This window comes from Scandinavium hiltneri, from assembly GCF_024764835.1.
GTDB classification, from domain to species: domain Bacteria; phylum Pseudomonadota; class Gammaproteobacteria; order Enterobacterales; family Enterobacteriaceae; genus Scandinavium; species Scandinavium hiltneri.
Map to the genome: position 1 here is coordinate 859,926 of NZ_JALIGE010000076.1, position 19,327 is coordinate 879,252.

16 protein-coding genes and 1 tRNA gene are annotated in these 19,327 nt (G+C 51.0%); 8 read left to right on the forward strand and 9 right to left on the reverse strand.

Translation table 11 applies throughout. The features are described 5' to 3' along the window. Positions 1–294: 294 nt before the first annotated feature. Complete coding sequence (locus MUU47_RS21515; protein ID WP_258990185.1) at positions 295–1,608, forward strand: alpha-amylase family glycosyl hydrolase; 1,314 nt, start codon at positions 295–297, stop codon at positions 1,606–1,608. A gap of 392 nt (positions 1,609–2,000) precedes the next feature. Here MUU47_RS21515 and MUU47_RS21520 read toward each other — a convergent pair. Further along, a protein-coding gene (locus MUU47_RS21520; protein WP_258990187.1) for an IS3 family transposase occupies positions 2,001–3,136 on the reverse strand; the annotation gives its coding sequence in 2 pieces (ribosomal slippage) (positions 2,001–2,890 and positions 2,890–3,136; 1,137 coding nt in all). A gap of 74 nt (positions 3,137–3,210) precedes the next feature. Here MUU47_RS21520 and MUU47_RS21525 point away from each other — a divergent pair. Further along, positions 3,211–4,269 (forward strand): tyrosine-type recombinase/integrase, encoded by a 1,059-nt coding sequence (locus MUU47_RS21525; RefSeq protein ID WP_258990189.1) that lies wholly within the window; start codon positions 3,211–3,213, stop codon positions 4,267–4,269. A gap of 15 nt (positions 4,270–4,284) precedes the next feature. Here the strand turns inward: MUU47_RS21525 and MUU47_RS21530 are convergent. Next, a tRNA-Arg gene (locus tag MUU47_RS21530) sits at positions 4,285–4,361 on the reverse strand. Positions 4,362–4,769: 408 nt separating this feature from the next. On the opposite strand from MUU47_RS21530, the gene MUU47_RS21535 reads away from it, so the two are divergent. Next, positions 4,770–5,444, forward strand: a complete 675-nt coding sequence (locus MUU47_RS21535) for a hypothetical protein (protein WP_258990190.1) — start codon at positions 4,770–4,772, stop codon at positions 5,442–5,444. Between the two features lie 898 nt (positions 5,445–6,342). Beyond that, on the forward strand, positions 6,343–6,975 hold the full coding sequence (gene fimZ / locus MUU47_RS21540) for a fimbria biosynthesis transcriptional regulator FimZ (protein WP_258990191.1): 633 nt from the start codon (positions 6,343–6,345) through the stop codon (positions 6,973–6,975). 46 nt (positions 6,976–7,021) lie between these two features. Here the strand turns inward: fimZ and sfmF are convergent, their stop codons facing one another. The 6 genes from sfmF to fimA form a co-directional block, all read right to left on the reverse strand. Then, on the reverse strand, positions 7,022–7,531 hold the full coding sequence (gene sfmF, locus MUU47_RS21545; protein ID WP_374684534.1) for a fimbria assembly protein: 510 nt from the start codon (positions 7,529–7,531) through the stop codon (positions 7,022–7,024). A 25-nt stretch (positions 7,532–7,556) separates the two neighbouring features. Then, the gene (gene fimH / locus MUU47_RS21550) at positions 7,557–8,522 is read right to left on the reverse strand and encodes a type 1 fimbria D-mannose specific adhesin FimH (RefSeq protein ID WP_258990584.1); all 966 of its coding nucleotides are present in this window, start codon (positions 8,520–8,522) and stop codon (positions 7,557–7,559) included. Positions 8,523–8,553: 31 nt separating this feature from the next. Continuing rightward, entirely contained in the window at positions 8,554–11,145 is a 2,592-nt protein-coding gene (locus MUU47_RS21555; protein ID WP_258990194.1) for a fimbrial biogenesis usher protein, read from the reverse strand. Then, positions 11,145–11,837, reverse strand: a complete 693-nt coding sequence (gene fimC, locus MUU47_RS21560; protein ID WP_258990195.1) for a type 1 fimbria chaperone FimC — start codon at positions 11,835–11,837, stop codon at positions 11,145–11,147. Before fimC ends, MUU47_RS21555 begins: the two co-directional genes overlap by 1 nt. Positions 11,838–11,879: 42 nt before the next feature. Continuing rightward, entirely contained in the window at positions 11,880–12,425 is a 546-nt protein-coding gene (gene fimI, locus MUU47_RS21565) for a type 1 fimbrial protein subunit FimI (protein WP_258968485.1), read from the reverse strand. Between the two features lie 70 nt (positions 12,426–12,495). Continuing rightward, positions 12,496–13,047 carry a type 1 fimbrial major subunit FimA gene (gene fimA, locus MUU47_RS21570; protein ID WP_159772943.1) on the reverse strand — a complete coding sequence of 184 codons (552 nt, stop codon included), beginning with the start codon at positions 13,045–13,047 and terminating at the stop codon, positions 12,496–12,498. Positions 13,048–13,408: 361 nt separating this feature from the next. Here fimA and folD point away from each other — a divergent pair, with 361 nt between their 5' ends. Continuing rightward, entirely contained in the window at positions 13,409–14,275 is an 867-nt protein-coding gene (gene folD, locus MUU47_RS21575) for a bifunctional methylenetetrahydrofolate dehydrogenase/methenyltetrahydrofolate cyclohydrolase FolD (protein WP_258990196.1), read from the forward strand. 2 nt (positions 14,276–14,277) lie between these two features. Continuing rightward, on the forward strand, positions 14,278–14,490 hold the full coding sequence (gene ybcJ, locus MUU47_RS21580) for a ribosome-associated protein YbcJ (protein WP_159752613.1): 213 nt from the start codon (positions 14,278–14,280) through the stop codon (positions 14,488–14,490). Between the two features lie 44 nt (positions 14,491–14,534). On the opposite strand, the gene MUU47_RS21585 is transcribed toward ybcJ, so the two are convergent. Continuing rightward, positions 14,535–15,575 carry a LacI family DNA-binding transcriptional regulator gene (locus tag MUU47_RS21585; protein WP_258966053.1) on the reverse strand — a complete coding sequence of 347 codons (1,041 nt, stop codon included), beginning with the start codon at positions 15,573–15,575 and terminating at the stop codon, positions 14,535–14,537. Positions 15,576–15,918: 343 nt separating this feature from the next. Between MUU47_RS21585 and MUU47_RS21590 the strand changes: the two genes are divergently transcribed. Continuing rightward, positions 15,919–17,151: an oligosaccharide MFS transporter gene (locus MUU47_RS21590; protein ID WP_159752609.1), complete on the forward strand. Its 1,233-nt coding sequence runs from the start codon at positions 15,919–15,921 to the stop codon at positions 17,149–17,151. A gap of 11 nt (positions 17,152–17,162) precedes the next feature. Continuing rightward, entirely contained in the window at positions 17,163–19,220 is a 2,058-nt protein-coding gene (locus MUU47_RS21595; RefSeq protein ID WP_258990197.1) for a beta-galactosidase, read from the forward strand. Positions 19,221–19,327: the final 107 nt, after the last annotated feature.

The following is a 19,327-nucleotide window of genomic DNA, read 5'->3' on the forward strand; positions in this document are numbered from 1 at the left end:
GTAGGGTTTATCAATGAAAAATTAATTTATGTTTTTAATCTGCGCCTCCTCCTACGCCCTACGCCGTGGGGGAAATTATGTGATATATATCTTTTTTTAACCGTTTTATGTGATCCAGATTGGTTATAAAAAGCACAAAACGTTAACAAATGGCGATTCATAACGCGTTATATGTTCACTTCTCATACGGCATGCTCCTCCCGCCCATTCCCTCTGCGGGAGGAGTCCAGCGCAAACCACATTTCGTATAATAAAAGTCATTGACCATCCCAGAATAATGTTAAGGAGCAAGCGATGAGTAGCATAATTAGCTATGTACCAGAGGAATATGTAGAAATAAAGCACCCAAACTGGACGCAGAATGCCACTATCTATCAGGTTAATATTCGTCAGTTTACCCCTGAAGGTACTTTTCGCTCTTTTGAAGAACATCTCCTACGAATTAAGGAGTTAGGCATTGATATTATCTGGTTAATGCCGATACATCCTATCGGCATTAAAGGGCGAAAAGGCAGCCTGGGAAGCGGGTATTCCGTGAGGGATTACTTTGGCGTGAACGAAGAGTTCGGTACGCTGGATGACTTTAAGCATCTGGTTAATAGTATTCATGATTTGGGTATGTACATCATTTTAGACTGGGTAGCCAACCATTCGGCGTTGGATAATGCTCTGACCACCACACATCCAGAATGGTATTCCAGAAATAAAAGCGGCAACTTTATGCCAACACCCTGGTATGACTGGGATGACATTATTGAATTCAATTATGATAATGCCGGCCTGAGAGAATATATGACCGGTGCGTTAACGTTCTGGGTGCGTGAAACCGGTATTGACGGCTACCGCTGCGATGTCGCCGGTTTTGTGCCGCTTGATTTTTGGGAAAATGCGCGTCGGGAACTCGACAATATCAAGCCTGTGTTTATGTTGGCCGAATGGGAATCACGAGATCTTCTGAAAAAATCTTTTGATATGGTCTATTCCTGGAGCCTGTGGGAAAAAATGCTTGAGGCGATAAATCATAAAAATATCGCCCCGCTGGTTGAATGGATGGGCCACCAGACAAAAGCTTTCCCCCGGGATGGCATCAGCATGTCCTTTATTGAAAACCATGACAAAAATGCATGGGAGGGGAATCAGTTTTCTAATTTCGGGGACGGACTTGAAGCCGCTATTATTCTGACGGTGATGGTCAAGGGTATGCCCTTAATTTACGGCGGGCAGGAGGCTGGCCTTGCACACTCACTCAAATTCTTTGATAAAGACTCCATCCATTGGCAGGAAAGCAGAATAGGAGAGTTATACAAAAGCCTTTTTCAGCTAAAGCATCTTAATCGTGCGCTATGGAACGCCAGTAGCGGTGGAGATATGGTGAGGATTAATCATAATCATGAGGATAAGGCCATCGCCTTCTCACGGGAAAAAGAGGGCCACGCAATCCTTGCAATGGTTAATTTCAGCGACGAGACCGTGTGCCTGAACTTAGCTAATCCGGATTGCCAAGGGGAATTTGTTGACTGGTTCAGCAAAGAAACGGTTGAGGCAGAAACGCTTTCTACCGTTAATCTCGCCCCGTGGGGATATAAAGTTTTGAGCCGTGTTGCTTAAGGAGCGCAAATCTTCGGGATAACGTTTACCGCGTATGGACACCTCTCTTTTAAGTCATTTTAAATGACTCTGAGGCGTCTGTTAAACTCCCGGAGATTCCGTTAGTGGCATTTTTCAATCTTCTACAAAGCTTTACTGATACGTTGTATTAGTAAAGCTACAGGATCGTGGTTTCAGAACCAGACGGTATTAAGACGATACTTACTGCTGTCGCAGCAAATCCCAGTCACGTTTCATCGTTGTTACCTCACTTATCTGATCTTACCCGCCAATAGTGGACACGCGACTAAGTGAGTAAACTCTCAACCAGAGGTGATGTGATGGACGCCCCTTCCCAGCCTAAGTTCTGCCACACTTTGGACTGACCCCACGACAGTAGACAAATTCTGTCCTCACGACGAGGCCTGTTCAAAGGCCTCCGGACTGACGCCACCGAGATGACTGTGACGCCGGGCCCGGTTGTAGAACACTTCAATGTAATCGAAGATATCCGCCCGGGCCAGATCCCGGGTTTTGTATATTCTCTTCCTGATGCGTTCTTTTTTCAGTGAACTGAAGAACGATTCGGCCACCGCATTATCCCAGCAGTTGCCACGCCGGCTCATGCTCGGAGCCAGGTTATTGGCCCGGCAGAAACGCTGCCAGTCGTCACTGCTATACTGGCTACCTTGATCGCTATGTACGATGACCTCACCGTCCGGTTTTCGACGCCAGACGGCCATCATCAGCGCGTCGAGTGCCAGTTCGCGTGAGAGAGTGGGCTTCATCGACCAGCCGACCACGTTACGGGCGAAGAGATCGATAACCACCGCCAGATACAACCATCCCTGCCAGGTGCGGATGTAAGTGATGTCTGTGACCCACACCTGATTGGCCCGGACAACAGTAAACTGCCGCTGCACGCGATTAGGGGCAATCACTGAAGGTCGGCCAGAGATACGACGCGGCGCTTTATAGCCTCGTACGGCTTTGATCCGGTTCAGTTGCATAATACGACCCACCCGGTTTTTGCCGCAGGTTTCACCGATTTCGTTCAGATCGCCATGAACCCGCCGGTAACCGTATACGCCTCCGCTAAGTGAATATGAGTCACGGATAAGCGTCAGCAGACGCTGGTTATCTTTATCACGCGCCGAGATCGGGTTATGCAGCCATGCATAGAACCCGGCCCGGGCGACATTCAGTACCCGACACATCGTCATCACACCCCATACAGTGCGGTGCTCATTGATAAAGCGGTACTTCAGTCGGGCTCCCTTGCAAAGTACCGCGCGGCCTTTTTCAGGATATCCCGTTCTTCTTCGGTACGTTTTAGCTGCGCCCGTAGTTTCAGAATCTCGCTTTTGGCCTCCAGTAAATCCCGGGCATGCTGCTCGCTGTTATCGGGTTTAATCGCCCGTAACCACTTATAGAGACTATGTGCTGATACGCCCAGCCGGTCAGAAACTTCAGCGACGGAATAACCGCGTTCCGTTATTTGACGGACGGCTTCTTCCTTAAATTCAGGTGTAAATCGTGGTGTGCCCATACGCTCCTCCTATGCTCAAACTATAGGGCAGGATCGTCTACCGGGGCGGGGTCAGTCCATTATGAGGCAAAAAAGTGTCTACGAAACCCGGGTCTATTCACTGTCATTTCGTTACGCCGTCAGGGAAAAGAATTAGAAAGTCTCTTGGCACGGGGGACAAGAAACAAGCACAGGAGTTGCACGACAGGCTGAAGTCAGAGGCGTGGCGGGTGGATAAAATCGGGGAGTTGCCGACAAGGACGTTCGAGGAGTGTTGTATACGGTGGATCCGCGAGAAGGAACATAAACGGTCGCTGGATGACGACAGGACAAAGATTGAATATTTCCTGCGTCACTTTTCCGGGAGAGATGTTTCTACAATCACCGCCGAACAGGTTAACGACGCTGTTTCGAAGATGGTTAATCGCAAGCATATTCAGGTGTGGGAGTCTCGCAGGGATGCAGCCATACGTCGGGGGAAGGAGCCACCACCATATTCCGATAAGCCGGTAAGCCAGGCAACAAAGAGCCAGCATCTTTCATTTATGCGGTCTCTGCTAAAGGCCGCCGCTAATGACTGGGGTTGGATAAAATCGGCACCGGCAATCAAAACCAGAAAGCCGGTAAGCAAGCGAATCAGGTGGCTAACCAGGGATGAGGCCGAACGCCTGATTGAATGCATGCCTGAGAGCATTAAGCCAGTTGTGATATTCGCACTGGCTACCGGCCTGCGTCGCTCCAACATCATTGATCTGGAGTGGCAGCAGGTCGATATGCAAAGAAAGGTTGCATGGGTAAATCCGGAGAACGCGAAGGCAAGCACTCGCCCGGACGGAACGCTGACTCCGGCCGTGAGGAAAATGCGTGTCGATGATAACAGCGCCTGGAAGATCGGACTGGCGAAAGCTGGCATTGAGGATTTCAGATTTCATGACCTGAGACATACCTGGGCAAGCTGGCTCATTCAGTCCGGAGTGCCGTTGTCTGTCCTGCAGGAAATGGGAGGATGGGAGTCAATCGAAATGGTCCGTCGTTATGCTCACCTGGCACCGAACCATTTAAGCGAACACGCTCGGAAAATAGATGCCATTTTTGGCAACTATGACACAAACATGACACAAGGGGAAAATCAGGCTGGCCTGAAACTCGCGTAAGTTACTGAATCTAAATGGTACGCCCTACAGGGCTCGAACCTGTGACCTACGGCTTAGAAGGCCGTTGCTCTATCCAACTGAGCTAAGGGCGCACTGAGAAGGTAAACTTCGCGGTGTTGAACGCCAGGAATTATACGGTCTAAGACCAATGAGTCAATGGGTTTCGCCCTCAAAACCCTCTTCTCTACGGATACCTGCAAAAACAATCGCATCAACTGATTAAAGCGTAAGCACTGGCTTTAATCTCGCCTTCCTATACGAAATATCCCGCTACGGTTTAAGCAACGCCTGGTACCTTCAGATATTCCTTATAGCAACAATGAAGCACGTCACGGGACGGAGGGGAAACCGTCGTGACACCTCCTATTGCTGACTGTTCTCAGGCAATATTTTTGTGCTTATGCCGATACTCACACAAAGTGCAATGAGCAATTGCCCAACGTGCCGGGAGAGAAACGATGCGCGTGATGCTACGCAGGGAAAGGCGGCGGCGAAATATCATGGAATTTCAGGGGCATTCACTCCCCCTGCCCCATAACGCGCTGGTTGAACGCAGCGACCTGCTCAACCATACGGCACGCTATTGCGCGTACCACATTCTCGTGACGCGCGACCGCTATCTTGCCACTGGCGTTCGTCACAGCCCGTTTCCCTTATGCCTGTGTCGCATCTTTGACGATATCGACGAGGCGCTGGACGTGGTTCGCCTGACACACCCGCTTGGCCTGATTATCGATCTTGAAGGCCACAGCCTGGCCGTTATTACGCTTCTGGATCGCCTGCGTCTGTTGCGGCAAAGCTATCCGGCGCTGGACATCGTGCTGCTCACCCCTGAAGTTGACCCTGGTGCACAGCTGTTTCTCCAGGCGGCTTGCCATTGTCGGGTGCTGGACAAACGCCTGGCGCTGTTTCAGGCCCGGGATGCGCTTCACTTCCAGAATCATAATCAACCTCTTCTGCCCCGTTTGTTCAAAGCCAAAGAGTGGAGCGTGCTGATGATGATGTCTGAAGGCTACACCTTGTGTCATATCGCCCGCCTACAGGTTCGTCCATATCACAGGATTATCTACCGTGTAGGCTGCGTTTTAACCCTACTGCGGCTAAACCATCGCCACCAGCTGCTGCACCTGCTCCAGCGCATTAGGGCCATTCGTGACACGTATAACTCGGGATAACCTGCTGGAAATGAGATAACTTTAAGAAATTACTTAAATCAGTGTTAATAAGTGGTAATTATTTAACCAAAAGCAAACAATTACAACTATTCCTAAGAATGCGCCATTGGTGAAATTTATCACCATGATGAAATAAAATCATGGAATTTATCTCTGCATGAAAGGAATGATTTTCACAGTCATCGGTGATTTGTTCGAGCATATTGTGAGCTAACTGACAAACCAGAACCCTTTCCGCACCCGTCTGGCAGGACAACCGACTGGCTAGTGCGCCAGACAAGAAACCCCTAAGCTAAACTAAAATCCGCCCATAAGTCATTATGCAGCCAGCGTTTTTATCCTCATCGCAATACGTTGCGTAACATCACAACTCGCAATTAATTTAACAATCAGACAACAAGCAGTCACATATTTTGTTTTTTGCTATTACATAAACACTAAGCGTCAGCAAATCGATAAACCACAGAAATTAGGTCCAAAAGAAAATTCCTGGTCAATCCGCTACAGAACATCGTAATGAGTAAAGTTAATTGTCGTAATCTCAGACTTTTTCCTAAAACGTTACACGGTATAATCGGCACCATTGAGATAAATAACAAAAACCACAACAAGATCATCTATGGATAATATGTTAATGACGACGATTTTGTCGTAACTCAAAAAAGGAAGCGCTGATCACAGCAGTCCACAAATAAACACGCATCAGAAAGGTCTGATACAACCCACCGTTTTTACGAACGAATGGCCTGCCAGCCAGATATTGTGTTTTCTCTCACCCTGGACACTGACCTTTAGGGTGTAACCGGGTGTTCCAAAACGAGACAAATGCACGCCAGGGCTGGCAATGAAGTTCTCTCCGAACTCAGCACAACTGAATACATAATCTGAGGAATAGAAAATGAAACCTGCTTCCGTTGTTATTATGGATGAACAACCTATCGTCAGGATGTCGATAGAGGTTCTGTTGCACAAGAATAGCCAGATTCGCGTTGTCCTCAAGTCGGACGATGGCAGAGAAGTTATTGATTATGTACGAAAAAATGAAACAGACCTGGTCATTGTTGACATTGAACTGCCTGGAACCGATGGTTTTTCGCTACTCAAACGGATCCATGACATAAGCCCTAAAACCAAGGTTTTGTTTTTATCTTCAAAGTCGGAAAATTATTATGCCGGGCGGGCGATCCGCGCGGGCGCTAATGGTTTTGTCAGTAAAAGAAAAGATCACAATGACATCTATAAAGCGGTGGATATGCTACTGGCGGGTTATTCCTTCTTCCCGGCAGACACCCTTAACTTTCTTAGCAACAATCCGGCAAGGCGCGGAGAATTGAACGAACTTCCGCTTTCAAATCGTGAAGTGACGGTGCTACGGTATCTGGTCAATGGCCTGACAAATAAAGAAATAGCCGATCAACTTTTGCTCAGCAACAAAACAATCAGTGCGCATAAATCAAATATTTTCACCAAACTTGGCGTACATACTATTGTTGAATTGATTGACTACGCAAAGTCCCACGAGCTGGTTTAAGAGAATGCGCCGCGCCTGATAAAATATCGGGTGCGGCATTTTCATATTAATTGTAGTTAATCATGAACGTGGCGTCGGCATCGGCCTTACCGGGCTGCGGATTATCGGCTGTCGCAATATAGTTGGCGTAAAATTGCAGCGTGGCGTTGCCCAGCGCATCGACGGCCACTTCGCGACTTGCCTGCTGTAAAGGCAGGCGACTGCGATCCGCGTCGCGGATTTCCACCGCTACCCTTGTGGCATTGCTGGTGCCGTTCAGCCCAAGCAGTGCGGGATCGTCGTCATCGGCTTTTCCGGCAAAGGTTATCGATGCCGAACCCGGTGGGCAACCGGTCAGGCTCAACGTGAAAGGAATCACCGAGGTGGTGCTTCCGGCGTTGCGCAGCTGTTTGGTGGCCCAGCGCCCCAGCTCGACGGCTTTGTCGCTGTCGCTCGCCTCCACCACGCAGCTGTAATCCACCACGTTACCAGACAATTCAATGTTCACAGCCCCAAGGGCGTTATCGGCACGCGCACTGTGGCTCATCGCTGTTACGGCCAATACGGCCAGGCACATATAGACTGATTTCATCGGCAGGCCCTTAGTCATAATCCACGCGCAAATAACCCCTGGCGGTAAACTTCCCTTCCGCCGGTTTGTTGCCGGTGATGCTGACTGGCCATGCGCGGATCCCCACCTGCGCCTGGGCGCTGGCATCCAGTCGGAACGGGATTTTGCTGTTAATGTTGTTCGGCGTTAGCGGATTACCGCTATTATCGGCGACGATAAAACCCAAATCCGGGTTATCCGATACCATCGCGTTGCCCTGCGACTTTTCCGCTTCCACGCGCATGGTGAGATACGCCTGCGATTCCACGTTAGTACATTTGATACCGATGGTTTTCTGCTGCGCCGGGATATTCGCCGGACGGTTTCCGGCCCCTGCCTGGCTAAACAGCGATGCGCCAATATCGCCAAAATCAAATTGCACCACGGTACCGGCGTTGATCTCACAGGTTTGCGGCACGTTGATGGTACCGCTGTAACTGATGGTATAGACCGGCGTGGTCAACGGATCAGCGCTGGTTGTGGTTACGTAGACGTTAAACATGGTCTGTTTTGGGATAACCACCATGTTAATAAAGCGCCGCGTCACCTTCAGGCGAAAAACCAGTTTGGAATCATTCACCGGAAACGCTTTTTGGTTCGGCACATTCGGGTGTGAGCCCATCTGAATGTCGTTCTGTGGCGGATAGAATGTACCGGCATAACTGTCGGTTATCTGCATCGCGCCGTCGAGATAATCATTAAGTTTAAGGTACTTAAAGCCATTCTCGGTGCTGACCACCGGGAAGCTAGTGACGTAACTGCGTTTGGTGGTGGTGCCCGTGGTACCGCTCGGACAGATGGCATTCACCCCCACCCAGCCGGATTTTTGGCTGAGCGTGACCACCTGCCCGACCTGGTTATTGGCGCTGGTAAAGGTATCGGTCAAATCGTAAAACACATCCGATGCCACACCGTTCGCGTTGCGGCAAACCGTGGCCATCGCCGAAGTAGACGCCATTGCGCACCCCAGCAGTAAAACGGTGAAGACTTTATTGATCACAGCGAACCTCCGTGAGCGTGATCGCCTGTTGCAGGCTCTTTTCCGGGAGCGCGTAACGAGCACGACACTGCGCGCCCGGGCCTTCGCCCCACTGAATCAACAGCTCACCGCTGAGCGGCAAACCACTTAAGTAGATTTGTCCGTCGTCGCCCACCATGCTGGTTACGCCACTGATCGTTTCCCGGACGATGGCACCAAACGGCACAGGCTGTACGCCTCGATGAACGGTTACCAACGCTCTCACGCCAATACGCGTATCAAACGTCGCCCGGACCACTGCGCCCTCGGTTGGCACCACGCTGCTGACGTTGTTTTCGACGTCAGTGCTGTTGCTCATGGTGTTGGTGTCGAGCGCGATGCGGTTGTAACGATAGACGGTGGCGTACGGCATCACCGCGTAACCGCGCCAGTCGGTTTTGACGCCGGTCTGGTTTTCTATGCTGACGCCGCTCGCGCCCGGCGCTTTGATTAGCACGTTGGTATCCCCCAACGGCTGGCTGAACGTGACGCCATCGGCGTGGGCCAGAATGCCGCCCGCTGCCTGCCAGTTCAGGGAATGCTGGTCGCGATCATAGTTGTAGGCGCCGCTCAGCGTGCCGTAAGTTGCCTGCCAGTTGGCGCTGGCGCTGCCGGTGTAACCCTGGCCGCTGGTGCTGCCCTGCGTCACGCTGTAGCTGAGGTTGTTTCCGTCGAGCAGCGTGCCGCTGACGCCGCTCTGCCAGCTGTTGTCGCCGTCGCTGTTGCGGCTGGCGGAAACGGTGGCATAGGCGCGGTCGAACGCTGAATTGCGACGTGCCGCGCCGTTGCTGAATATGCTGAACGGCACGGAGAGATTAAATGACGCAATCTGATCGGTGCCCGGAATACCAATCGAACGGTTCCACGACATCGACACTGAATAGCTCACCCCGCGCCAGCCGCCGGAATAGCCCACCTGATACCAGGTGTTGGTATCGTCAGAACCCCAGTAGGTTTGCTCACTGCCGGAAAGGTACAGCGAGCCGTAATCGCCAAGCGACTGCGAAATGTTGGCCTGAAAGCGGCCTTTTTTATTCTGCGTCAGGTTGTGATAGCTGATGATATCCGGCACGCCATCATCGTCCGTTTTCTTGTCGCTGTACTGATAGCCGCTCATGTTCTTCCACGTCGTATCATCGAGGGTGAAGAAGCCTTTGGTTGAGTAGCGGTAGCCGAGCAGCTGGAAGTTGGTGCCGTAGGTGTTCAGAGATTTGGCGTACAGGAAACGCAGGGATTGCCCGTCGTGGGTGCTGTCGTCCACCAGCCGGCTGTGCGCGTGGGTGATATCCAGCGAGACCGCGCCCCAGTCGCCGAGGTTTTTTCCCAATCCCAGCGCAACGGCGGTGTAGTTTTCCGCCAGCTGCGTGCCGCCGTAAACCGTGTAGCCGTCGTTCAGCCCGGTTACCACCGTGCCCTGCGTGAAGAACGGCGTCTCCTGCTGGTTGTTACCAGAACGGTAATCCCCCGCCACCAGGTCATATTTCCAGCGGCCTTCACGTTGCAGCAAAGGAACCGAAGAATACGGCACGGTATAGCGCTGCTGGCTGCCGTCTTTTTCGTCCACGGTCACCTCCAGGTCACCGCTCGAAGACGTCGGGTTCAAATCGCTGATGGCGAATGCCCCGCTCTGAACATAGCTCTGATAGACCACATAGCCGTTCTGGCGAATGGTGATTTTGGCGGGCGTGCGGGCGATGCCGCGCACCGTCGGCGCGAAGCCCTGCATACTGTCGGGGTACATGCTGTCGGACGAATAGAGACGCGCCCCGCGAAAGCCGACGCTGTCGAACACGTCGCTCCCGGTGTTGCTATCACCCATCACCAACTCACTTTTCCACGGCACTATCGCGCGCTGCACCCAGGTGGCGACGTTGCGCCAGCGGTTTTCTTTCTGGTTATTGTTGTCGGAATAGGTCCAGGTGCCACTGTTACGCAACCTCCACGGGCCATAGTTGGCGCCACTGGTCAGGCTCAAAAAGTAGCTGTCATCGTCGCTGCCGCGGTTGCCGCTAAAACTGTAGTTCGCCAGCAGCGCCGGGATGCCCTCATCCCACTCTTCGGGCGGGATATAGCCGCGCGCGCTGTTGAACATCGCCACCTGTGGCAGGCTGATGTTGAGCTTGAGCGCCGCAAAATCAAAGGCGATTTCCGTTCCCGGAATCACGTTTTCCAGCGCCACGCAGGCCTCAGGCGCCTCTTTCGCCAGCGCCGGAAATGCCGTGGTGTTGACGCCAAGACGCTTTAGCAGCGCCGGGGTCATGCACGGGGCTAATCCCCCGGCCGCTGGCTGTGTGCCTTCGGCGGGCGTAAAGGCTAAATCCTGCGAGCCAACGAACTCATCGTTGCGCCAGATATCGACCCGATACACCCCGGCGGGTTGCTTGTTGCCTTTCTCGAAGCGCGACAAATCCGCCACGCCCGCCGCATCATCGGACAGGAACGAAGGGTTAAAGTAGCTTTCCGCCTGCACGCCGGACGCAAACGACACGCCGGACAAGGCAAGGGTCAGCAGTTTCAGACGCGGCCAGCGTCTGGAAAGTTCGGCGTGAGGAAAGGCATTCATTACAGATTCACGCGACGAGCCGGAGTAATTGCCCCGTAGTCATTCACGCTCTGCCAGCTCAGCGTGCCCTGCGCACCCGTTGGCAGCGCGACCGTGGCACGGCTTTTTGGCGCAACCATCACGTTCTCGAGCTTCTTGCCCCCCATCTGTAAATTAACCAGAGTCATGTAATACGGTGAAGGATTGTTGATGCTGATGGCTGAACCGCTGCGGGTAAACGCCAGCGTGTCGAGGGCCTGCAACGGCTGCGTCTCGAGTTTGTTTGGGCGAACGAACAGCTTGATGCGCGACAGGATAGCCAGCTGTAAAACGTTGTTGTTTTCGCCGTTCTTTTTATCCATCGACGGGATCGCTTTAACATTCAGATAAAACAGCGATTCCCGGTCCGTGGCCAGGGCTGGCCCGGCATAAATGATACGCAGCGTATTTTCGCTGTTGGGCTCGCTCACGAACAGCGGCGGCGTGATGACGAAGGTTTTTTCTTTCTGACCGGTGGCATTTTCAATCCACGCGTTAATCAGATAACGCTCCTGCTTGTTGCTGTTGCTCAGCGCCAGCGAGGTTTGTTTGGCATCAGCAGGGTAAATCACTCGGGTCGCGCCCAGCGCGATGCCACCTGCTGCCTGTGCCGGTAGCGCATTCATTAACATCAGAATCGACAACAAAAGTGTTTTTTTAATTAAGCGGATCATAACCCAGTTACCTGTTTTCTTATTTTCTGACAGCGTCTGTTTTTAGGGATAAACAAGGGTAAACCAGACGTCAGTGAGTAAATCCCCTGGTACGAGCGGTAATGAAATAACGCGATAACGCGCGCTGAAATGGAAAGTCATTTCCTCAGCGGTTATCGGTAAATAATTATCGGGCGGTGCGTTTGGAATAATAAGCTGCTGCTGGGTATCAAAGAGCGCCAACCCTAAGCCGCTTTCTCCTGGCCTGCCGCTGGCTTTTGATGAGGCGACAAAGACCTGTGGATCTTCTGCCGGACTCAACCCCTGAAAACTCATGCCCACAAGGTTTGCGACATCGCGACGACACTCCACGAGGCGTAGCGTGAACGGCACGGTAACGGTGGAATAGCTGCCCACTTCGCCGAAGGTATTGCTGCGGTATTGCCCCATTTCCACGCGTAAATCCTGGCTCTCAGGGGCCACAACGCAGGCGCTGTTCACCAGTTCACCGCGCAGCTGAACGCGCCCGCCATCGACTACCACCGTGTGCGCGAAGGCCGGTGCAGCCGCGACGAATATCAGTGCCAGCAGTGGCAACGTCCGTATCATGATAGATTCCCGGGAGGTCTAAAAGGGTCCTCATCCTTGAGGCAATGCTCATCCTGAGCGTGACTGAGGCTTACTCGTATTTCATTACGAAGGTAGCGTCAGCGTTAGCCTGGCCCGGCGCGGTGGTGTCAGCCGTTGCTTTGTAACGCGCGGTGAAGCGCAGGGTGTTGGTGCCTTCTACCAGGTTCTGCGCGGTAGAGAACGTTGCGCCGTTTGGAGCCAGCGTCGCGGATGAAGTATCCAGGATTTCAATGCCGACGCCAGTTGCGGTATCGGCGTTGTCACTGGAAGCCACTGCCAACAGGGTGTTGTCTTTCGCATCAACCTGACCGGTAAAGGCGACGGCTGCGGTTGCCGCAACGGTTGGGTCGCAATCATTCAGCACGATGCTGAATGGGATTTTGGCAGAGGTATCACCGGTTTTAGTGAAAGACGCGGTGCGGTACTGGCCCAGCTTCACTTCCTGGTTGGAAGAGTCGGTGCTGACCGCACACGCCGCGTTGACCAGTTCACCTTTAAAATGCACGTTACCGCCGTTAACGGTGGTGGTATCGGCATTCGCCGCGCCAACAAACAAACCCAGCGATGCCACCAGAGACGCAGCTATTTTGCTAACTTTCATGATTTTTCCTTGATGATTTATCTCATTATTTACGGCGAAGAAACTACCCGAAAATAAGTTTCGTCGTTCCTTCAACACTGTCCGAAAATAGGGTTCCCGGCAGTAGTCATAAATTAAACAATTCGCCTGATGCAAAATATGTATAAAAGCTGCGATCGCCTTCAGTCACGTCCTATTATTATTTAGGAAATGACCCGGTAAATAATGGCGCACAAGAAAAGGCCTAAAAATATCAGGGCTTTTGGGCCACCAGGCATTGAGCACGCCAGAAAAACGCAAACGGTGACTGACATCCCGTCCGGCTTCTGACAAAATATGTACATCCCCCCTTGTGACACTGACAGACGGAATCTTCTCTCTGATGGCAGCAAAGATTATTGACGGTAAAACGATTGCGCAGCAGGTACGCTCTGAGGTCGCGGAAAAAGTGAAGGCGAGAATTTCCGCCGGAAAACGCGCCCCTGGATTAGCCGTAGTGCTGGTCGGCAGCAATCCTGCGTCGCAAATTTACGTCGGCAGCAAACGCAAAGCGTGCGAAGAAGTAGGCTTCATTTCCCGCTCTTACGATCTGCCGGAAACCACCCTCGAAGCCGAGCTGCTGGAGCTTATCGATACCCTGAACGCTGACGACACCATCGACGGCATTCTGGTGCAGCTTCCGCTGCCTGCGGGCATTGATAACGTGAAGGTGCTGGAACGCATTGCGCCGGACAAAGACGTGGACGGCTTCCATCCGTATAACGTCGGTCGTCTGTGCCAGCGCGCGCCGCGTCTGCGTCCGTGCACACCGCGCGGGATAGTGACGATGCTTGAGCGTTACAATATCGACACCTACGGGCTGAACGCAGTGATCGTGGGCGCATCGAACATTGTGGGTCGTCCAATGAGCATGGAATTACTGCTCGCGGGCTGTACCACTACCGTCACCCACCGCTTTACCAAAAATCTGCGTCAGCACGTTGAGAACGCCGATTTGCTGGTCGTCGCGGTCGGTAAACCGGGCTTTATTCCTGGCGAGTGGATCAAAGAAGGCGCGATCGTGGTCGACGTCGGCATTAACCGTCTGGAAAGCGGAAAAGTGGTCGGCGATGTGATTTTTGACGATGCCGCCGCGCGCGCGTCGTATATCACCCCCGTGCCGGGTGGCGTTGGCCCAATGACCGTGGCAACGCTTATCCAGAACACGCTGCAAGCGTGTGAAGAATATCATGATGTAAAGGAAATATAAGAATGGCGACTTTTTCTCTGGGTAAACACCCACATGTTGAATTATGCGACCTGCTGAAACTGGAAGGCTGGTGCGAAAGTGGCGCACGGGCGAAAGCGGTGATTGCTGAAGGCGTGGTTAAAGTAGACGGTGTTGTTGAAACCCGTAAACGCTGCAAAATTGTTGCTGGCCAGACGGTTGTCTTCGAAGGTCAGAGTATTACTGTTCAAGCGTAATCAGCGTCCATGCGGCCCTACTCGGGCCGTTTTAGACAACTGAATTAGCGTTCTACCAACGTTCCCTCTATTTCTTTGCAAGACTTCTGCAGAATCGAATCACGTAGCACAAACTCCGCGGGCAAAATGCAATTGGCTGGCCGGTTTTCCTGTGTTGCAACCAGCACTCTGGCAACCGCTTCTTTACCTTGCGCGTCCAAATCCAGCCGAACGGTGGTAAGGGATGGGATGAAAAACGCACTTTCGTAACTATCATCGTAACCAATCACCGACACCTGCGCCGGCACAGCGATATTTGCTTGATTTAATGCACTCAGTGCACCCAGTGCCATCTGATCGTTACCGGCTAAAATCGCGCTAAACTCGACTTTATTTTCAATAAGTTGCCTTACATCGTCGTAACCACTTTGTGCATCCCACGAACCAAAAATAATCGCCGCCGGCGTCAGACCTAATTCGGCCAGGCTGGTTACCCAACTCGCCAGGCGTAGTTGTGCAGAAATCGAGTGCTGTGGACCAGGCATTAGCGCGACAGAGTGGTGCCCGAGTTCATGCAAGCGCTTAACGCTCTCTTGGGTTCCATTTGCCGGGTCGAAGATGACATGGAACACCCCACTGTCTGGAGCAACGTCGAGAAACAGGCACATCACATCGTTATTTTGGGCAGCTAAAGCCTGAGCAACGGGCGTTTCCAGCGGGACGTTGATAAGGATTTTGTCGACAAATTGAGATTTAAATTCGTTGATGGATTGCTGGATAGCCAAGGGGTCATGTTCATCAATCATCGAAATCAGCACCTGATAATGGGCTTCACGTGCGTGTTTTTTGACAGAAGCAGCAATTTGCGAAGGAGCATGCAGCGCAAGGGATGTGGTAATCAGCCCTAATGTCAGGGCTCTTTTCCCGACAAGTTGTTGCGCCAGGCGATTGGGTACGTAGCGTAGTTCTTCAATAGCCTGCTCAACGCGAATTCGCGTTTTATCGGCAACATTCACCGATTTATTAAGCACTCTGGACACCGTCTGATAGGAGACACCAGCCCGTTGAGCAACATCTTCAAGCGTCGCATTTCTATTTTTATTCACCCTCAATCCTTTCATTTGCGCGTGGCTAAAGTAGTCCGTTTCATCCTGGCTGCAGCGGTTACTATATCAAAATGTCATACGTTCACATGATCGCATTTTGGGATCTTGTTCACCCTTTATCACTTTTAACCCTGGATTCTGTGATGTTCGTTGCAGTTTGACTTACCGACAGTTGTTTGAACTATTTGCTGGGTATTGTATGTAACTCACTGATGTGAACGTCATACATTTTGTGATTACGTAAATACTCCCGACCCAGACGCGTGAATCTATCCCTAAAAATAGCGCGACTCACTGAGTCTTCAGCGAAGCACCAACTCTGTTCCTTGATGAGGAAGAAAAAATGGTTACCGGTAAAAGGAACTACATTCTTTTAAGCATTTTCGATTTTCTCTACCTGTTTGCCTGGTCGTCAACGATGGCCTTTTTTGTTATCTGGACGACCCAGCATTTAGGGATCAGTGCAACCAAAACGGGTTGGCTTTACGCCATTAACGCGTTTATTGCGCTGACAATGCAGCCGTTCTTTGGTTTTATCTCAGATAAATTTGGTACGAAGAAATCCTTAATCTTTCTGATCATTGCTTTGCTGCTGCCTATCGGGCCATTCTTTATTTATATTTATGCCCCATTATTGGTGAGTTCATTCTGGTTGGGTGCCATATTGGGTGGGGTTTATCTGGGGATTATCTTTAACTCCGGTTGCGGGGTTATCGATTCTTATATCGACAAGATATCCCGCCGTTATTCCTTCGAATATGGTCGCGTGAGAATGTGGGGGTCTTTGGGCTGGGCTGCTGCCGCCTATATTGTCGGGCGTAATATTAATGACAACCCTAACCTTTCTTTCTGGCTGGCCAGCATCGCGATTGTTCTGGCGGCTATCTGCTTTATGTTGACTAAAATTGAAGTCACCATTGAAGAAGAGAAAATGACGTCATCACTAAAAGGCGCACATGTTTTTGAACTAGCGAAAAACAAACAGTTTTGGATGCTGATCATATTCACCCTTTTCGTCTCGCAAATTTATGACACTTACGATCAACAATTTGCACAGTATTTCTCTCTTCAGTTCTCAAGTGTTGATATCGGGAATAAATGGTACGGCACGCTGGCGTCTGTACAGGTCTGTTTTGAAACCCTATTCCTTGGCCTGATGCCCTGGTTTGTCAATCGTGTGGGTGCAAAGCGGGCAATGATTATCGCTGGTACCATTATGTCTATACGCATTCTGGGTTCTGCCGTACCGCTTGGGCCTGTGTGGATTGCGGCAGTAAAAATGATGCATGCGATTGAAAAACCCTTAATTCTCATCTCCATCTTTAAATTTATCGCACAGAATTTTGAACAGAAATTGTCATCGACTATCTACTTGTTAGTCCTGTTTTCCGCATCCATCGCGACGACGATTTACTCCCCAACGGTTGGATATTTGTACGACACGATTGGTTTTGCTAACACCTATATCATTCTTGGCATTATTTCAGGGATCTTTACGCTGTTCTCAGTGTTCTCTCTAAGTAATAAAAAAGACAACGTCATACCCCTTTCTCAGGAGAGAGAGTCTTTAGCATAACGGAGGCAGTGATGAGTAAATTATTCCCGACATTACATTTTTTACACGGTGCAGATTATAACCCTGATCAGTGGCTAAATCAGCCCGAGATCCTTGCACAAGATATTGCGATGATGAAAGAAACAAAGTGCAATGTGATGTCTGTCGGTATTTTTAGCTGGTCTACGCTGGAACCCGAAGAGGAAAATTTCCAGTTCAGCTGGCTGGATAATGTGTTAGATACACTCTATGCCAATGGGATTTATGTTTTCCTGGCAACGCCGAGTGGTGCAAGACCCGCCTGGGTATCTGAAAAATATCCGCAGGTATTACGTACTCATAAAAATCTGACTAAAAGCCTGCATGGTGAACGGCACAACCACTGCTATTCGTCACCCGATTACTTACGTTTAACCGGGAGCATTAACCAACAATTGGCAAAACGTTATGCGCACCATCCCGCTGTACTGGCCTGGCATATTTCGAATGAATACGGCGGTGAGTGCCATTGCGATAATTGCCAGCAAGCATTTCGAAAATGGCTGAAGAATAAATACCAGACACTGGAAAATTTAAACCAGCGCTGGTGGAGTTCATTCTGGAGCCACGAGTATTCCAGCTGGGAACAACTTCACTCACCAGGGCCATTGGGCGAAGAATCAGTACATGCGTTGAATGTTGACTGGCGGCGTTTTGTGAGCGAACAAGTGGCGCTGTTTTGTCGCCATGAAATCCAGGCGGTTAAGCCGTACAACCCGGCACTACCCGCCACGACCAACTTCCACGGCGTGTTTAACGATTACGATTACTGGCGACTCGCACAGGAAGTCGATTTCATTTCTTGGGACAGTTACCCGGAATGGCACCAGACCCGGGATCAGCTGCAATTGGCTTCGTACACAGCCTTCACGTTTGACCTGATGCGTAGTCTGAAACCGGGCCTGCCGTTCTTACTAATGGAATCCACGCCAGGCACCACAAGTTGGCAAGGAGTCAGTAAGCTTAAGAAACCGGGCATGCATATGCTTTCGTCATTACAGGCAGTAGCGCATGGTTCTGATTCGGTTCAGTATTTTCAGTGGCGTAAAAGCCGTGGTTCAATTGAAAAATTCCACGGTGCAGTAGTTGATCACGTCGGGCATATCGGCACACGTGTCGGGCAGGATGTAAAGCAGGTTGGCATGTCGCTGGAGAAACTGGCAGGTGCTGCGGGCGCGGATTATCACGCGGACGTTGCGCTGATTTATGACTGGGATAACCGCTGGGCAGTGAACGATTCAGCGGGACCACGCAACTGTGGCATTAAATTTGAAGAAACGGTACAGCAGCATTATCAGGCGCTGTGGCAGCAGAATATTGCTGTAGACATCGTCTCACGACACTCTGAACTGAGCGCTTATCGCGTGCTTATTGCCCCCATGCTCTATATGGTGGATGACGCATTTGCCGCGCGTGTGAATCAATTTGTGGCCGCAGGGGGTGTCTTTATTGCTACGTACTGGTCGGGCATCGTCAACCCAGACGATCTCTGTTTTACCAACGGGTTCCCGGGTCCGTTACGTGACGTTTTGGGTATCTGGTCAGAAGAAATTGACAGCCTTTACGATGGCGAAACAAATCAAATCAGCATCACCTCGCCAGGCTGGAATGGTGCGGTAGGTGAATATACGTGCATTGAACTTTGCGATTTAATTCATGCGGAAACGGCAGAGGTATTGGCTGTTTATCAACATGATTTCTATCAGGGGAGACCCGCAGTAACCCGTAACCTCTATGGCAAAGGGCAGGCATATTACCTGGCTGCCAGAACCGGCGTTGATTTCTTGTATGACTTTTACCAGACCATTACCGATACACATGGCATTTGCGCCTGCACCGCATTACGCCTACCAAAAGGTGTGGTTGCAACGAGCCGGCAGCAGGATGACGAGGAATATCTGTTTGTGCAGAACTACAGCGACCAGACCGTCACCCTTGAACTGGCAGAAGAAAGCCGGGCTCTTGAACCTTTGCTTCATCCCGACTTGCTGAACGGCCACCAATACTCACTTCCGGCCTTTGGAATCGACGTTTTTTTATCTAAAGCTTAACCAGTCAGGCATATTTCTCCCCCCCAGGCGAATAGCTCGGGGGGAATTCACTTCACGTTATTTCAGTAAATCATCCATTAGCCCCTCAAACCATCAGGTTAAAACCT

Bases quoted from the DNA above. Each gene is read 5' to 3' on its own strand.
- MUU47_RS21515 (WP_258990185.1), top strand. From the start codon at position 295: ATGAGTAGCATAATTAGCTATGTACCAGAGGAATATGTAGAAATAAAG.
- MUU47_RS21535 (WP_258990190.1), top strand. From the start codon at position 4,770: ATGGAATTTCAGGGGCATTCACTCCCCCTGCCCCATAACGCGCTGGTT.
- fimZ (WP_258990191.1), top strand. From the start codon at position 6,343: ATGAAACCTGCTTCCGTTGTTATTATGGATGAACAACCTATCGTCAGG.
- sfmF (WP_374684534.1), bottom strand. From the start codon at position 7,531: ATGTGCCTGGCCGTATTGGCCGTAACAGCGATGAGCCACAGTGCGCGT.
- fimH (WP_258990584.1), bottom strand. From the start codon at position 8,522: ATGGCGTCTACTTCGGCGATGGCCACGGTTTGCCGCAACGCGAACGGT.
- MUU47_RS21555 (WP_258990194.1), bottom strand. From the start codon at position 11,145: ATGAATGCCTTTCCTCACGCCGAACTTTCCAGACGCTGGCCGCGTCTG.
- fimC (WP_258990195.1), bottom strand. From the start codon at position 11,837: ATGATCCGCTTAATTAAAAAAACACTTTTGTTGTCGATTCTGATGTTA.
- fimI (WP_258968485.1), bottom strand. From the start codon at position 12,425: ATGATACGGACGTTGCCACTGCTGGCACTGATATTCGTCGCGGCTGCA.
- fimA (WP_159772943.1), bottom strand. From the start codon at position 13,047: ATGAAAGTTAGCAAAATAGCTGCGTCTCTGGTGGCATCGCTGGGTTTG.
- folD (WP_258990196.1), top strand. From the start codon at position 13,409: ATGGCAGCAAAGATTATTGACGGTAAAACGATTGCGCAGCAGGTACGC.
- ybcJ (WP_159752613.1), top strand. From the start codon at position 14,278: ATGGCGACTTTTTCTCTGGGTAAACACCCACATGTTGAATTATGCGAC.
- MUU47_RS21590 (WP_159752609.1), top strand. From the start codon at position 15,919: ATGGTTACCGGTAAAAGGAACTACATTCTTTTAAGCATTTTCGATTTT.
- MUU47_RS21595 (WP_258990197.1), top strand. From the start codon at position 17,163: ATGAGTAAATTATTCCCGACATTACATTTTTTACACGGTGCAGATTAT.